General features: G+C 63.8%; 22 protein-coding genes and 2 pseudogenes. 1 reads left to right on the forward strand and 23 read right to left on the reverse strand.

Features of this window, described 5'->3' with window-relative positions; all coding sequences use genetic code 11:
* Nucleotides 1-32: 32 nt before the first annotated feature.
* Nucleotides 33-122 (reverse strand): annotated as a pseudogene (locus C2U70_RS29940) (oxidoreductase); the annotation flags it as partial.
* Between the two features lie 172 nt (nt 123-294).
* On the opposite strand from C2U70_RS29940, the gene C2U70_RS29945 reads away from it, so the two are divergent.
* The gene (locus tag C2U70_RS29945) at nt 295-1,275 is read left to right on the forward strand and encodes a Bug family tripartite tricarboxylate transporter substrate binding protein (protein ID WP_246666901.1); all 981 of its coding nucleotides are present in this window, start codon (nt 295-297) and stop codon (nt 1,273-1,275) included.
* Nucleotides 1,276-1,498: 223 nt separating this feature from the next.
* On the opposite strand, the gene rplQ is transcribed toward C2U70_RS29945, so the two are convergent.
* From rplQ to C2U70_RS33600, 22 genes and pseudogenes are all read right to left on the reverse strand, one after another.
* A complete protein-coding gene (rplQ, locus tag C2U70_RS29950) occupies nt 1,499-1,915 on the reverse strand; it encodes a 50S ribosomal protein L17 (RefSeq protein ID WP_140982234.1) in 417 nt (138 codons plus the stop codon).
* A 124-nt stretch (nt 1,916-2,039) separates the two neighbouring features.
* Complete coding sequence (locus C2U70_RS29955) at nt 2,040-3,071, reverse strand: DNA-directed RNA polymerase subunit alpha (RefSeq protein ID WP_140982235.1); 1,032 nt, start codon at nt 3,069-3,071, stop codon at nt 2,040-2,042.
* A 112-nt stretch (nt 3,072-3,183) separates the two neighbouring features.
* Complete coding sequence (rpsK, locus tag C2U70_RS29960; protein WP_007603045.1) at nt 3,184-3,573, reverse strand: 30S ribosomal protein S11; 390 nt, start codon at nt 3,571-3,573, stop codon at nt 3,184-3,186.
* A 123-nt stretch (nt 3,574-3,696) separates the two neighbouring features.
* A complete protein-coding gene (rpsM, locus tag C2U70_RS29965) occupies nt 3,697-4,065 on the reverse strand; it encodes a 30S ribosomal protein S13 (RefSeq protein WP_140982236.1) in 369 nt (122 codons plus the stop codon).
* 185 nt (nt 4,066-4,250) lie between these two features.
* Nucleotides 4,251-5,099: an adenylate kinase gene (locus C2U70_RS29970; RefSeq protein WP_140982237.1), complete on the reverse strand. Its 849-nt coding sequence runs from the start codon at nt 5,097-5,099 to the stop codon at nt 4,251-4,253.
* Nucleotides 5,096-6,319 carry a preprotein translocase subunit SecY gene (locus C2U70_RS29975; protein WP_140982238.1) on the reverse strand — a complete coding sequence of 408 codons (1,224 nt, stop codon included), beginning with the start codon at nt 6,317-6,319 and terminating at the stop codon, nt 5,096-5,098. The genes C2U70_RS29970 and C2U70_RS29975 overlap by 4 nt, the downstream gene beginning before the upstream one ends.
* Complete coding sequence (gene secY / locus C2U70_RS29980; protein ID WP_140982239.1) at nt 6,316-7,647, reverse strand: preprotein translocase subunit SecY; 1,332 nt, start codon at nt 7,645-7,647, stop codon at nt 6,316-6,318. Before secY ends, C2U70_RS29975 begins: the two co-directional genes overlap by 4 nt.
* A gap of 151 nt (nt 7,648-7,798) precedes the next feature.
* Nucleotides 7,799-8,284 carry a 50S ribosomal protein L15 gene (gene rplO / locus C2U70_RS29985; RefSeq protein WP_140982240.1) on the reverse strand — a complete coding sequence of 162 codons (486 nt, stop codon included), beginning with the start codon at nt 8,282-8,284 and terminating at the stop codon, nt 7,799-7,801.
* Between the two features lie 14 nt (nt 8,285-8,298).
* A complete protein-coding gene (rpmD, locus tag C2U70_RS29990) occupies nt 8,299-8,493 on the reverse strand; it encodes a 50S ribosomal protein L30 (protein ID WP_140982241.1) in 195 nt (64 codons plus the stop codon).
* A 25-nt stretch (nt 8,494-8,518) separates the two neighbouring features.
* Nucleotides 8,519-9,112 carry a 30S ribosomal protein S5 gene (gene rpsE, locus C2U70_RS29995; RefSeq protein ID WP_140982242.1) on the reverse strand — a complete coding sequence of 198 codons (594 nt, stop codon included), beginning with the start codon at nt 9,110-9,112 and terminating at the stop codon, nt 8,519-8,521.
* A 44-nt stretch (nt 9,113-9,156) separates the two neighbouring features.
* The gene (rplR, locus tag C2U70_RS30000) at nt 9,157-9,519 is read right to left on the reverse strand and encodes a 50S ribosomal protein L18 (RefSeq protein WP_024342458.1); all 363 of its coding nucleotides are present in this window, start codon (nt 9,517-9,519) and stop codon (nt 9,157-9,159) included.
* Nucleotides 9,520-9,530: 11 nt separating this feature from the next.
* Nucleotides 9,531-10,064 (reverse strand): 50S ribosomal protein L6, encoded by a 534-nt coding sequence (gene rplF, locus C2U70_RS30005; RefSeq protein WP_140982243.1) that lies wholly within the window; start codon nt 10,062-10,064, stop codon nt 9,531-9,533.
* A 16-nt stretch (nt 10,065-10,080) separates the two neighbouring features.
* Nucleotides 10,081-10,479, reverse strand: coding sequence for a 30S ribosomal protein S8 (gene rpsH, locus C2U70_RS30010; RefSeq protein ID WP_140982244.1), 399 nt, complete (start codon nt 10,477-10,479; stop codon nt 10,081-10,083).
* Between the two features lie 14 nt (nt 10,480-10,493).
* Nucleotides 10,494-10,799: a 30S ribosomal protein S14 gene (gene rpsN, locus C2U70_RS30015; protein WP_140982245.1), complete on the reverse strand. Its 306-nt coding sequence runs from the start codon at nt 10,797-10,799 to the stop codon at nt 10,494-10,496.
* 46 nt (nt 10,800-10,845) lie between these two features.
* A complete protein-coding gene (rplE, locus tag C2U70_RS30020) occupies nt 10,846-11,403 on the reverse strand; it encodes a 50S ribosomal protein L5 (protein ID WP_140982246.1) in 558 nt (185 codons plus the stop codon).
* Complete coding sequence (rplX, locus tag C2U70_RS30025; protein ID WP_140982247.1) at nt 11,396-11,710, reverse strand: 50S ribosomal protein L24; 315 nt, start codon at nt 11,708-11,710, stop codon at nt 11,396-11,398. Before rplX ends, rplE begins: the two co-directional genes overlap by 8 nt.
* The gene (gene rplN, locus C2U70_RS30030) at nt 11,710-12,078 is read right to left on the reverse strand and encodes a 50S ribosomal protein L14 (RefSeq protein WP_140982248.1); all 369 of its coding nucleotides are present in this window, start codon (nt 12,076-12,078) and stop codon (nt 11,710-11,712) included. Before rplN ends, rplX begins: the two co-directional genes overlap by 1 nt.
* 84 nt (nt 12,079-12,162) lie before the next feature.
* Nucleotides 12,163-12,411, reverse strand: coding sequence for a 30S ribosomal protein S17 (gene rpsQ / locus C2U70_RS30035; RefSeq protein WP_140982249.1), 249 nt, complete (start codon nt 12,409-12,411; stop codon nt 12,163-12,165).
* A 13-nt stretch (nt 12,412-12,424) separates the two neighbouring features.
* Nucleotides 12,425-12,631: a 50S ribosomal protein L29 gene (gene rpmC, locus C2U70_RS30040; RefSeq protein WP_140982250.1), complete on the reverse strand. Its 207-nt coding sequence runs from the start codon at nt 12,629-12,631 to the stop codon at nt 12,425-12,427.
* 5 nt (nt 12,632-12,636) lie between these two features.
* Complete coding sequence (gene rplP, locus C2U70_RS30045; RefSeq protein ID WP_140982251.1) at nt 12,637-13,050, reverse strand: 50S ribosomal protein L16; 414 nt, start codon at nt 13,048-13,050, stop codon at nt 12,637-12,639.
* A gap of 30 nt (nt 13,051-13,080) precedes the next feature.
* Nucleotides 13,081-13,794, reverse strand: a complete 714-nt coding sequence (gene rpsC, locus C2U70_RS30050; RefSeq protein WP_140982252.1) for a 30S ribosomal protein S3 — start codon at nt 13,792-13,794, stop codon at nt 13,081-13,083.
* Between the two features lie 17 nt (nt 13,795-13,811).
* A pseudogene (locus C2U70_RS33600) lies at nt 13,812-13,923 on the reverse strand (50S ribosomal protein L22); the annotation flags it as partial.

The raw sequence follows: 13,923 nt of genomic DNA on the forward strand, positions 1-13,923 counted from the left end.
AGCCCGGGCATGACGACGGGTCGTTGTGCGTCCTACGCGATCGTGTTGACGATGCCGTCCTCGGCGCGGAGCGCTGCACCATTGGTGGCCGACGCTTCCTTGGACGCGGCGTAGACCACCAGCTGCGTAGGGTGGGCAAAGGCGCGCTTGCGCCGTGCCCACCATCTTGTCCACAGGTCTGACAGACGTGGTGGGCACGCTTCCGCCTTCGCTCTGCGAGCTGCGGCGGTCGCTTTGCCCACCCTACGATGTTACGATCCGCGATCGGTCGATCCGACCGCGGAGACGAGCTGAATGAGCATCTGGACGACGAAACTTGCAACGGCCGCGGCGTTCGCGGCAGCCGTGCTGACGGGCACCCTCGCCCATGCGGACGGCTATCCCGAACGCCCCCTGCAACTGATCTGCCCGTTCCCGCCGGGTGGCGCCTCCGACGTGGTGGCCCGCATCATCGGCAGCGAGCTCGAGACCCGGCTCGGCAAGCCCGTCATCATCATGAACCGCCCCGGCGGCGGCACCACGATCGCGGCCAAGGAGGTCGCGCGCGCGGCACCCGACGGCTACACGCTGTTCTTCAGCTCGAACTCGACCTTCACCCTGCCGGCCGCGGTCAAGGAGAGCGTACCTTACGACGCCGCGAAGGACTTTGAGCCGCTCGGCCAGGTCGGCAAGATCACGCTGGCGCTGGTCACTTACCAGGACAACCCGGTCAAGGATGTGGCCGCGCTCGTCGCGGAGGCCAAGGCCAACCCCGACAAGCTGTCGCTGGCGTCGTTCGGCGTCGCGACCGTGTCGCATTTCGCCGGCGAGCTGTTCAAGTCGAGCGCCGGGATCAAGATGGTGCACCTGCCCTACAAGGGCAGCGCGCCGGCAATGAACGATCTGATCGGCAAGCACATCCAGTATCACGTCGACACCGTGATCGCCGTGAAGCCGCAGATCGAGGCCGGCACGGTGAAGGTGCTCGCGGTGTTCTCGGGCAAGCGCACGCCGTTCCTGCCGGACGTGCCGACGCTCGCCGAGCTCGGCTATGGCAGCATCGACTTCTCCTCCTGGGGCGCGGTGGTCGCGCCAAAAGGCCTGCCGCCGGCCGTGCGCGACAAGCTGACGGCGACGCTGGAGGAGATCATCAACAGCCCCGCCGTCATTGAGCGCTTCACCAAGGTCGGCTTCGAGCCGGGCTTTGCCCGCTTCGGCGACTGGGCCGGCGCGGTGACCAAGGAGACGGCGGAGATGAAGCAGATCGCGCAGACGGCCGGGATCAAGGAGGAGTAGCGCGGCGGCGTTTTGGTGTCTCGTAGGGTGGGTTAGCCTTGCGATTGCGCGAAGCGCAATTCGCTGGCGTAACCCACCTCTTTTCTTTCCGCATCGAGAGACGTGGTGGGTTACGCCGCGCGGACTGCGCTTCGCGCAGCCGCACGGCTAACCCACCCTACCGGTCGTCAAAAAAAACGGCGCCCGAGGGCGCCGCTTTCTCAAAACTTCCCTGCCGTCGGGCTTACGCCGCTTCGGCTTCCTTGGCCTGCACCGGACCGGAGTCCTGGCCCTTGGCGTCGACGTCGCGATCGACGAACTCGATCACGGCCATCGCGGCGTTGTCGCCGTAGCGGAAGCCGGCCTTGATGATGCGGGTGTAGCCGCCCTGGCGGTCCTTGTAGCGCGCCGCCAGCACGTCGAACAGCTTCTTGACCTGGTCCTTGTCGCGCATCTCGGAGATGGCCTGGCGGCGCATGGCCAGCCCGCCCTTCTTGCCGAGGGTGACGAGCTTCTCGACGATCGGACGAAGCTCCTTGGCCTTGGGCAGCGTGGTGACGATCTGCTCGTGCTTGATCAGCGCAGCCGCCATGTTGGCGAACATCGCCTTGCGGTGCTCGGCGGTGCGATTGAGCTTCCGATGAACCTTGCCGTGACGCATTTTCTTAAGTCCTTACTTCTGTACTGCCGCGACGGTTCGTCGGACATGTTGCTCAGGTGGGCTGCCTGCGTTCGCCCAATAAAAAATCGTGGCCGGATGTCTCCGGCCACGACGGTGGAAAAGATCAGTAGTGATCCTCGAAGCGCTTGGCGAGCTCGTCGATGTTCTCCGGCGGCCAGCCCGGCACTTCCATGCCGAGATGCAGACCCATCTGGGCCAGCACTTCCTTGATCTCGTTCAGCGACTTGCGGCCGAAGTTCGGGGTGCGGAGCATTTCCGCCTCCGACTTCTGCACGAGGTCGCCGATATAGACGATGTTGTCGTTCTTCAAGCAGTTGGCCGAACGCACCGACAGCTCGAGCTCGTCCACCTTCTTGAGGAAGGCCGGGTTGAAGGCGAGATCCGGAATGATCTCCTGCGTGACTTCCTTGCGCGGCTCTTCGAAGTTGACGAACACGTTGAGCTGGTCCTGCAGGATGCGGGCGGCGTAAGCCACCGAATCATCCGGCGTCAGCGCGCCGTTGGTCTCGATCGTCATGGTCAGCTTGTCGTAGTCGAGGATCTGGCCCTCGCGGGTGTTCTCGACCTTGTAGGAGACCTTGCGGACCGGCGAGTACAGGCTGTCGACCGGGATCAGACCGATCGGCGCGTCCTCGGGCCGGTTGCGCTCGGCGGGCACGTAGCCCTTGCCGGTTGCGACCGTGAACTCCATGCGGATCTCGGCGCCCTCGTCGAGCGTGCAGATCTGGAGGTCAGGGTTGAGCACCACGACGTCACCCACGGTCTGGATGTCGCCGGCGGTGACCACGCCCGGGCCGGACTTCTTCACGACCATGCGCTTGGGGCCTTCGCCCTGCATCTTGATCGAGATGTCCTTGATGTTGAGCACGATGTCGGTGACGTCCTCACGGACGCCAGCGATCGAGGAGAACTCGTGCAGCACGCCGTCGATGTGCACCGACTGCACGGCCGCGCCCTGGAGCGAGGACAGCAGGATGCGGCGCAGCGCGTTGCCGAGGGTCTGGCCGAAACCGCGCTCGAGCGGCTCGGCGACGATGGTCGCAAAGCGCGTCGGATCGCTGCCAGGCGAGACCTGGAGCTTGTTCGGTCGAATCAGTTCTTGCCAATTTTTCTGGATCGTCACTGTTTCACCCATACAGGCCAGTCAGTTTGAGGCATCAAACACTGGCGTTGGAGAAAGGCCGCGGATCATTCGCGCGGCTTCTTGCAAAAGTCATCGCGGGCGACGATGCGCCCGCAACTTGGTATCAAACGCGGCGGCGCTTGCGCGGCCGGCAACCATTGTGCGGGATCGTGGTCACGTCGCGGATCGAGGTGACGGTGAAGCCCGCAGCCTGCAGCGCGCGGAGCGCCGACTCGCGGCCCGAACCGGGACCGGCGACTTCGACTTCCAGCGTGCGCATGCCATGCTCTTGCGCCTTCTTGGAAACGTCCTCCGCAGCGACCTGCGCTGCATACGGGGTCGACTTGCGCGATCCCTTGAAACCCATGGTGCCCGCCGACGACCAGGCGATCGTGTTGCCCTGCGCATCGGTGATGGTGATGGTCGTGTTGTTGAACGACGAGTTCACGTGCGCGACGCCGGAGGCGATGTTCTTGCGCTCACGACGGCGAACGCGGGTGGCTTCCTTGCCCATTGATGACCTTTCCTGTGATCTCAAACGCCGCCGTAATGCCAGCGGCTACACCTGTGGAACGAAAGGCGCGTGGCGAACCGAGGATCCCTCTGTCGCCACACGCCACAACTGAATTGCGAAAACTTACTTCTTCTTGCCGGCGATCGCCTTGGCCGGACCCTTGCGCGTGCGCGCATTGGTGTGGGTACGCTGACCGCGCACCGGCAGACCGCGACGATGACGCAGGCCGCGATAGCAGCCGAGGTCCATCAGACGCTTGATGTTGATGCCGACTTCACGACGCAGGTCGCCCTCGACGAGATAGTCGCGGTCGATCACTTCGCGGATCTGAAGCACTTCGGCGTCGGTCAGCTGGCTGACGCGGCGATCCTCGGGGATCTTCACCTTCTCGATGATCTCGGCGGCGATCTTCGGACCGATGCCATGGATGTACTGGAGCGCGATCAGGGTGCGCTTGTTGGTCGGAATATTTACGCCGGCAATACGGGCCACGGCCTTCTCTCCTGTTGCCGATCCTCGTCAGGACCGGGCTTTAAGTGCTTGTGTTCTCGGGCAGGTGTTCACAAACGCGAACACGACGCCCACCCCCGGTCTTCCTGGGGCCCGGCATCGTCTGAAACTATCCGACTTGGATGCGGGGCTTATTAAGGGATTCCCGGGGGTTTCGTCAACCGCTGCTAGCGCTTAGCTCGCCTTTTCGTGACCTTTTTTGGGGCCTTTTTGGCACCCTTTTTCGCGGCCTTCTTGACGGTCTTTTTGGCGGCCTTTTTCACGGCCTTCTTGGCGGCCTTCTTGGCGGCCTTGGCTGGCTTCTTGGCCGCTTTTTTGGCCTTTTTGGCGGGCTTTTTTGCCGTTTTCGCCGCCTTGGCGGCCTTTTTGGCCCCCTTCTTGACGGGAGCGGCCTTCGCCGCACTCCTGGCGTTGGTCTTGGGTTCGACCGCGCCCAGCGCCAGAAGCAGCCTGTGGATGGCCCTCGTCACCTCGTCAATGGCCATCATGCCGTCGACGGTCGAGAGCTTGCGGCGCTCGGAATAGTAGTGAATCAGCGGTTCCGTCTGGCTGCGGTAGCTGGCGAGGCGCTTGGTGAGCACCTCCGGCGTGTCATCCAGCCGCACCTCCTCGCCGCGCTCGCGCATCTGGGCGACGCGGGTCTCAACGCGGCTCAGCAGCGCGCTCTCGTTGACGCGGAGCTCGATGACGCCGTCGAGCTTGAGGTGCTTCTGCTTCAAGAGATCGTCGAGCGCCTCGGCCTGCGGCACGGTGCGCGGGAAACCGTCGAGGATAAACCCCTTCTTCGCGTCCGGCTGGTCGATCCGGTCGGAGATGATTCCGACCACGACGTCGTCGGGCACCAGCCCGCCGCCGGCCATGATCTCCTTGGCCTTCAGCCCGACCGGCGTTCCGGCCGCCACCGCCGCGCGCAGCATCTCGCCGGTCGAGAGCTGGACGATGCCGTAGCGCTGCACCAGAAGTTGCGCCTGGGTCCCCTTGCCCGACCCCGGCGGTCCCAGAAGTATAATTCTCATCGGCGTTCGTCCCCCGCATTGGTGAGCGACAGGTCGCGCACCTGTTTTCGTAGATCAAGAACAGTGCAGACCACGATCAGTGCCGCACCACCATTGATGATCATACTATAAGGCAGCCCGATCCCGTAAAGCTCGAAGACCTCCGGAATCAACAGCACCGACGTCAGGTAGACGGCTCCGACGACGGTCGTCAATGACGCCACGCGATCGATTTGATCGGCCGTCGCCTCGCCCGGCACGACACCCGGAACTGCACCGCCATACCGGATAAGCGATTTGGCCGTGTGCTCGGGATCGACGACATAGGCCGTGTAGATGAAGGCGAGCACGAAGACCGCGGCGGATCCGAGGATCATGTGCAGGGGCGCGCCAAACTTGAGCTGCTTGTAGGCGCTCTCGATCAAAGGCGCATCGGCACCATAGACGTAGGTCAGAACGGCCAGCGGCAGAAACCAGAGCCAGGGCGCTACCGTGGTCGGCACCAGATAGCCGGCGCTGTTGATCTTGATCGGAAGCACCGCCGACCGCGCCGGCAGCACGCGATCCCCGATCTTGCGTCCGGCAAAGTCGACGCGGACATTTCGCCGCGCGCTCTCCACGACGACCATGATGGTGACGGTCGCGATCCAGAACGCGATGTGCCCGAGCACGAGGCCAGACGAGATCGCGCCGCTCTGCAACAGGCTCGCGATGCCGGCGATGTCGGATGGAAGCGAAACGATGATGTTGACGCTGAGGATCAGCGCGATGCCGTTGCCGATGCCGTGGCGGGTGATCAGCTCGCTCAGCCAGACCAGGAAGAATACGCCGCCGACCATCGAGACGGTCGCGGTCAGCACGAAGCCGCCGTCGGGATTTGGGACGACGTTCGGGATATCGCGAAGCGCGGTCGCGATGCCGTAGGCCTGGAAGGACGCGATCAGCAGCGTCAGGATCAGCGTGTAACGGGCGATCCTGCGTCGGCCACGCTCGCCCGATCGCGCGAGCGAATTCAGCCTGCCCCACGCCATCGCGACCAATTGGACGAGAATCGCGGCGCTCAGATAGGGAATGAGGTTGAGGCAGATGATCGATAGGCGGGTTATCGCACCGATCGCCGCCGGGCCGCCCGTCAGCCAGTCGCCCGGGCGAAGCCCCGGGAGCAGGACATGAGTGCCAAACCTGAAAAGAAGCAGCGCGCCAATCGTGAAAGCGATCCGGCGCGCGAGCTCCCTCGTCATCTACGGCGGCCCCTCAGCTTCGACTTCCTGATCAGCCCTTCATACTGATGGGCGAGCAGGTAGCCCTGAACCTGCGCCACCGTGTCCATGGTCACGCTGACCACGATGAGCAGCGACGTGCCGCCAAAATAGAACGGCACCGAGGCGTAGGAAATCAGGATTTCCGGGATCAAGCAGACGATCGCAAGGTAGATCGCGCCAACCACGGTGATACGCGACAGCACGTAGTCGATGTATTCGGCAGTGCGCTCGCCGGGACGGATGCCCGGGATGAAGCCGCCATGCTTCTTCAGATTGTCCGCGGTCTCGGTCGGGTTGAAAACGATCGCGGTGTAGAAGAAGGCGAAGAACACGATCAGCGCGAGATACATGATCAGGAACAGCGGACGGCCGTGGCCGAGCTGCGTCGTGATCCACTGGAACCATTCCGGCCCCTTGCCCGCGTTGAAGTTCGCAACGGTGGTCGGCAGCAGCAGCAGCGAAGACGCGAAGATCGGCGGGATCACGCCCGAGGTGTTGAGCTTGAGCGGCAGATGCGAGGACTGGCCCTCGAACATCTTGTTGCCGACCTGGCGCTTCGGATACTGGATCAAGAGCCGGCGCTGGGCGCGCTCGACGAACACGATGAAGGCGATCACGGCAACCGCCATGATGATGACGACCAGGATCAGGCCGGTCGACATCGCGCCCTGACGGCCGAGCTCGAGCATGTTGGCGAGCGCCGAGGGCAGCTCGGCGACGATGCCGGACAGGATGATCAGCGAGATGCCGTTGCCGATGCCGCGCGAGGTGACCTGCTCGCCCAGCCACATCAGGAACATGGTGCCGCCGGTCAGCGTGATCGTGGTGGACAGGCGGAAGAACAGGCCGGGGTCGCTGACGACGTTGCCGGCGCCCTCGAGGCCGACGGCAATGCCGTAGGACTGGAACGCGGCCAGGATCACGGTCAGGTAACGCGTGTACTGGTTCAGCAGCTTGCGGCCCGCCTCGCCTTCCTTCTTCAGCGCCTCAAGCTGTGGCGAGACGGTGGTCAGGAGCTGGATGATGATCGACGCCGAGATGTACGGCATGATGTTCAGCGCGAAGATCGCCATGCGGTGGATGCCGCCGCCGGCGAACATGTTGAACATGCCGAGGATGCCGCCCGCCTGCGAACGGAACACCTGCTCCCAGATGTTGGGATCGATGCCGGGCAGCGGGATGTAGGTGCCGAGCCGATAAACGAGCAGCGCACCCAGCGTGAACCAGATGCGCTTCTTCAGTTCGTCGGCCTTGGCCAGCGCACCGAAATTGAGGTTGGCTGCAAGTTGTTCCGCTGCAGAGACCATATTGGGCTTTCTCCCGCCGCCTTTTGCGCCGTCATGCCCGCGACGATCTGGACACCCGGCAGACGCCGGACATTATCTGGTGCTCGGCAGCGATAAGTCCATCGTCAAGCACGCGAAAAGGCCCGCAGGGTGCGGGCCAATGACGCAGTTGTTACGCCGCCTCGCCTTCGTCCTTGGGGGCAGCGAGGATCTTCACCGAACCGCCGGCCTTCTCGACCGCCGCGATCGCCGACTTCGTGGCGCCGTGCACCTCGATTGTCAGCTTGGCCTTGAGCTCGCCGCGGCCAAGCAGCCGCACGCCGGCCTTGGAACGGCGCAGCACGCCGGCCTTCACCAGGGCCTCGGCGTTCACGACGCTGCCGGCCTCGAGCTTCTTGGCATCGACCGCATCCTGGAGCCGGTCGAGATTGATCTCGGCGAACTCGACGCGGAAGATGTTGTTGAAGCCGCGCTTGGGCAGACGGCGATGCATCGGCATCTGGCCGCCTTCAAAACCTTTGATGCGCACGCCCGAACGCGCGGTCTGGCCCTTGCCGCCGCGGCCGGACTGCTTGCCCTTGCCCGAACCGATGCCCCGGCCGACCCGCATGCGCTTCTTGCGCGAACCGGGATTGTCGGCGATCTCGCTGAGCTTCATCGCCCTTCTCCTTATTACTTCCCGTCGACGATACGAACGAGATGGTGAACTTTTTCGATCATGCCGCGGACCGCCGGCGTGTCCGGCAGTTCGGCGACGCGGCCGATCTTGTTGAGCTTGAGCCCAATCAGGGTCGAGCGCTGCGAGTGATGGCGGCGGATCGCGCTGCCGATCTGCTCGACCTTGATGGTCTTTGCGGCCTTGGCCATTGTGGTCTACTCCGAAAAGATTCCGTTAGTCAGCAGCCGCCTCGGCATCGCCGCCGACGCGGCGGGACTGCAGAGTGGACACCTTGATGTTGCGGCGCGCTGCGACCGACCGCGGCGAATCCTGATGCTTCAGCGCGTCGAAGGTCGCGCGAACCATGTTGTACGGGTTCGACGAGCCGATCGACTTCGCCACCACGTCCTGGACGCCGAGCGTCTCGAACACGGCGCGCATCGGGCCGCCGGCGATGATGCCGGTACCGGCGGGAGCTGCACGCAGGTAGACACGGCCCGCGCCATGACGGCCGGCGATGTCGTGATGCAGCGTGCGGCCGTCGCGCAGCGACACGCGGGTCAGGTTGCGCTTGGCCGACTCGGTGGCCTTGCGGATCGCCTCGGGCACTTCGCGCGCCTTGCCGTGACCGAAGCCGGCGCGGCCCTTCTGGTCGCCGATCACGACCAGCGCTGCGAAACCGAAGCGCTTGCCGCCCTTGACGACCTTGGCCACGCGGTTGATGTGGACGAGCTTGTCGACGAACTCGCTGTCGCGCTCCTCGCGCTCCTTGCGGTCACGTCCGCCGCCGCGTTGATCGCGTCCACCACGTTGTTCGCGTTCTGCCATTTTTCCAATCCTTCAGAGGCTTACGCCTCAATCCTCAAATTCTGTTAGAAGCTCAGCCCGCTCTCACGCGCCGCGTCGGCCAGTGCCTTGACGCGCCCGTGATAGAGGTAGCTGCCGCGATCGAACACGACTTCCTTGACGCCCTTCTCCGCAGCGCGCTCGGCCAGCAGCTTGCCGACCGCCTTCGCCGCATCGATGTCGGCGCCGGTCTTGCCGCCGTCGCGCATCGACTTCTCGAGCGAGGAGGCCGACGCCAGCGTCTCGCCCTTCAGGTCGTCGATGACCTGGGCGTAGATGTGCTTGGACGAGCGGAATACGGACAGGCGCGGACGGCCGCCGGCGGAGCGGCGCAGCTTCAGCCGCACACTCCGCTTGCGCCGGGCATTCGTAACCTTGGCTTTCGACATGACCGGCTCCGTTACTTCTTCTTGCCTTCCTTGCGGAAGATAAATTCGTTGGCGTACTTCACGCCCTTGCCCTTGTAGGGCTCCGGCGGACGGTAGCTGCGGATCTCCGCGGCAACCTGGCCGACGCGCTGGATATCGCTGCCCGAGATGTTGATCTCGGTCGGCTTCGGCACGGTGATCGTGATCCCTTCCGGGATCGTGTAGACCACGTCGTGGCTGTAGCCGAGCGCGAGCTGCAGGTTCTTGCCCTGCATCGCGGCGCGGTAACCGACGCCGGTGATCTCGAGCTTCTTCTCGAAGCCCTTGGTGACGCCCTCGACGAGGTTCGCGACCTGGGCGCGAGCGGTGCCGTACAGGGCACGCGCACGATTGGTCTCGACCCGCGGCTGGACCTTGACCTGGCCGCTCTCGAGCTTCACTTCGACGTCGTCATGGACGACGAACTGAAGCTGGCCCTTCGGCCCCTTCATCTTGACGGTCTGCCCGTCAACGGTCGCGGTAACGCCCGACGGAACCGCCACCGGCCTTTTGCCAACACGTGACATGGATCAAAAATCCTTCTCAGAACACCGTGAAGAGGACTTCGCCGCCCACATTCGCGTCACGCGCGTCGTGGTCGGCCATGATCCCCTTCGGCGTCGACAACACCGAAATGCCGAGTCCGTTATTGACCCGCGGCAGGTTCTTCACCGAGGCGTAAACACGACGCCCGGGCTTGGAGACCCGCTCGATCTCGCGGATGACGGGCTCGCCGTCGAAATACTTCAGCTCGATCTCGATCTCGCTGCGGCCGGAGGTGTGCTCGACCGTGGCGTAGCCGCGGATGTAGCCCTCGTTCTTCAGCACATCGAGCACGTTCTGGCGCATCTTGGAGCCAGGCGTGGAGACCTTGGTCTTGGCACGCATCTGCGCGTTGCGGATGCGGGTGATCAGATCGCTGATTGGATCGTGCGTAGACATCTAACCGACCCTCCTTACCAGCTCGACTTCACGAGGCCAGGGACCATGCCCTTGGAGCCCAGGTCGCGCAGCGCGATGCGCGACAGCTTGTTCTTGCGGTAGTTCGAGCGCGGACGGCCCGACAGCTCGCAACGCAGGCGGATGCGGGTCGCCGACGAGTTGCGCGGCATTTCCGCCAGCTTCAACGTCGCAGCGAAGCGCTCCTCCATCGGCAGCTTCTTGTCGGCGATGATCGCCTTCAACCGCTCGCGCTTGGCGGCGGCGTTCTTCACCATCCGCTTGCGCCGGTTGTTCTTCTCGATTGAACTCTTCTTTGCCATGCTTGGCTCCTGGGTATCCGCGTTTGAGAGGCTGCTTGTCAGCGACTCACTGCCGGAACGGGAAATTGAAAGCGGTCAACAAGGCCCTCGCCTCTTCGTCGGTCTTGGCCGTGGTGCAGACGGTGATGTCCATACCGCGGGCCTCCGTGACCTTGTCGAAGTCGATCTCGGGGAAAATGATGTGTTCCTTGATGCCGAGCGAATAGTTGCCGCGGCCGTCGAAGCTCTTCGGGTTCAGGCCGCGGAAGTCGCGGACGCGCGGCAGCGCGACGTTCACCAGGCGGTCGATGAACTCGTACATGCGGGCCTTGCGCAGCGTGACCTTGCAGCCGATCGGCTGGTTCTCACGCAGCTTGAAGGTCGCGATCGCGATGCGCGAATAGGTCACGATCGCCTTCTGGCCGGCGATCTGCGTCAATTCGGCAGCCGCGGTCTCGGCCTTCTTGCGGTCGTTGACGCTGTCGCCCACGCCCATGTTGAGCACGACCTTGTCCAGTCGCGGCACCTGCATGACGTTTTCATAACCGAACTTCTCGGTCATGACCGTGCGAATCTTGCTGTCGTATTCCGCGCGCAGGCGCGGGGTGTAAGCGGCCTCAGCCATCGATCTCAGCTCCCGAGCTCTTGGCAACGCGGACCTTCTTGCCGTCCGCATGAATCTTGAATCCGATGCGCGTCGGCTTTCCGTCCTTGCCGAGATACGCGATGTTGGACAGTTGGACCGGCGCCTCTTTCGAGATGATGCCGCCCTCCTGGGCCTGCGTCTGCTTCTGGTGACGCTTGACCATGTTGATGCCGCGCACCAGAGCGGTGCCGGCGTCCGGGCGGACCTCGAACACCTCGCCGGTGCGGCCCTTGTCGCGACCGGTCAGAACGATGACCTTGTCGCCCTTGCGGATCTTCGCAGCCATCACAGCACCTCCGGCGCGAGCGAAATGATCTTCATGTGGTTCTTGGCGCGCAGCTCGCGCGGCACGGGCCCAAAGATACGGGTGCCGACCGGCTCGGCCTGGTTGTTGATCAGGACGGCGGCGTTGCGGTCGAAGCGGATGACCGAACCGTCGGCACGGCGGATGTCCTTGCGGACCCGCACCACCACGGCCTTCATCACGTCGCCCTTCTTCACCTTACCGCGCGGAATCGCTTCCTTGATCGACACGACGATGATGTCGCCCACGGTGGCGTAACGGCGCTTGGAGCCTCCAAGCACCTTGATACACATGACACGGCGTGCGCCAGAATTGTCGGCCACGTCGAGGTTGGTCTGCATCTGAATCATTGATGCACCTCGTCCTCTTCCTATTTGCGCCAGCCCAGCCGGCGCTCAACATTTCCCTGAAGTCAGTCGGTGAGAGCCGACAGATCAGGCGCTTTTCTTGTGTTCGCCCCGGATCACGATCCAGCGCTTCAACTTCGAAATCGGCTTGGTTTCCTCGATCCACACCATGTCGCCCGGCTTGAACTGGTTGTTCTCGTCGTGCGCGTGGTAGTTCTTCGAACGGCGGATCGTCTTCTTGTAGATCGGATGCGTGAAGCGGCGGTCGACCCGCACCACGACGGTCTTGGCAGTCTTGTCGCTGACGACCACGCCTTGCAAAGTACGTTTCGGCATATTCGTAAGCCCCTTACTTCTTCTTCGCGCGCTTCTGCGCGGCGACGGTCTTGATCCGGGCGATGTCACGGCGGGCCTCGCGCAGGCGCGAGGTGTTCTCGAGCTGCCCGGTGGCGCGCTGGAAGCGCAGGTTGAAGCGCTCCTTCTTCAGGTTCAGGATGGCGTCATCCTGCTGGTCGGGGCTCATCGCGCGGATGTCTTCGATCTTCATCTGGGCCATGGCCATTACTCCGCAATGCGCTCGACGAAGCGCGTCTTGATCGGCAGCTTGGCAGCGGCCAAGGTCAGCGCCTCGCGTGCGGTCTGGTTGTTGACGCCGTCGATCTCGAACAGCACCCGGCCCGGCTTGATACGCACGACCCACAATTCGGGCGAGCCCTTGCCGGAGCCCATGCGGACTTCCGCCGGCTTCTTCGACACCGGCACGTCCGGGAACACTCGGATCCAGACGCGGCCGGCACGCTTCATGTGACGGGTCAGCGCGCGACGGGCGGCTTCGATCTGGCGCGCGGTGACGCGATCCGGCTCGGTGGCCTTGAGGCCAAACTGGCCGAAGGCCAACGTCGCGCCCGAAGTCGCAACGCCGTGGATACGGCCCTTATGCGCCTTCCGGAACTTCGTTTTCTTAGGTTGCATCATGGCTTTAAGCCCTCAATTCCTGTCCTGGCTTCAAGCTGCGTCGCGACGCGGCCGGCCACTGCCGCCACCACCGGTCTCGCCTTCAGCCATCCGCTTGTCCTGGGCCATCGGATCGTGCTCGAGGATCTCACCCTTGAAGATCCAGACCTTGACGCCGCAGGTGCCGAAGGTCGTGAACGCGGTCGCAACGCCGTAGTCGATGTCGGCGCGCAGCGTGTGCAGCGGCACGCGACCTTCGCGGTACCACTCCATGCGCGCGATTTCCGCACCGCCCAGACGACCCGAGCAGTTGATGCGGATGCCTTCCGCGCCGAGACGCATCGCCGACTGCACCGCGCGCTTCATGGCGCGGCGGAACGCGACGCGGCGCTCGAGCTGCTGCGCGATCGATTCGGCGACCAGCGTGGCGTCGAGCTCCGGCTTGCGGATTTCGACGATGTTGATCACGACGTCCGACGAGGTGATGTCGGCGACCTTCTTGCGCAGCTTGTCGATGTCGGCGCCCTTCTTGCCGATCACCACGCCCGGACGGGCCGAGTGGATGGTGACGCGGCACTTCTTGTGCGGACGCTCGATCACGATGCGGGCGACGGCCGCCTGCTTGAGCTCCTTGTGCAGGATCTCGCGGATCTTGACGTCCTCGTGCAGCAGCTTGCCGTATTCCTGCTTGCCCGCGAACCAGCGGGAATCCCAGGTCCGGTTGATGCCGAGACGCAGACCGATCGGATTGATCTTTTGACCCATCGTATTCTCCTGCGCCCTTACGCGGCCGCTTCGGCTTCGACCTGACGAACAATGATCGTCAGTTGCGAAAATGGTTTGTAGACACGGCCGCGCGCGGCCGCGGCCGCTCGGGCCGTGTCTACAAACCAT

Source organism: Bradyrhizobium guangdongense (assembly GCF_006483445.1).
GTDB classification, from domain to species: Bacteria; Pseudomonadota; Alphaproteobacteria; order Rhizobiales; family Xanthobacteraceae; genus Bradyrhizobium; species Bradyrhizobium guangdongense_A.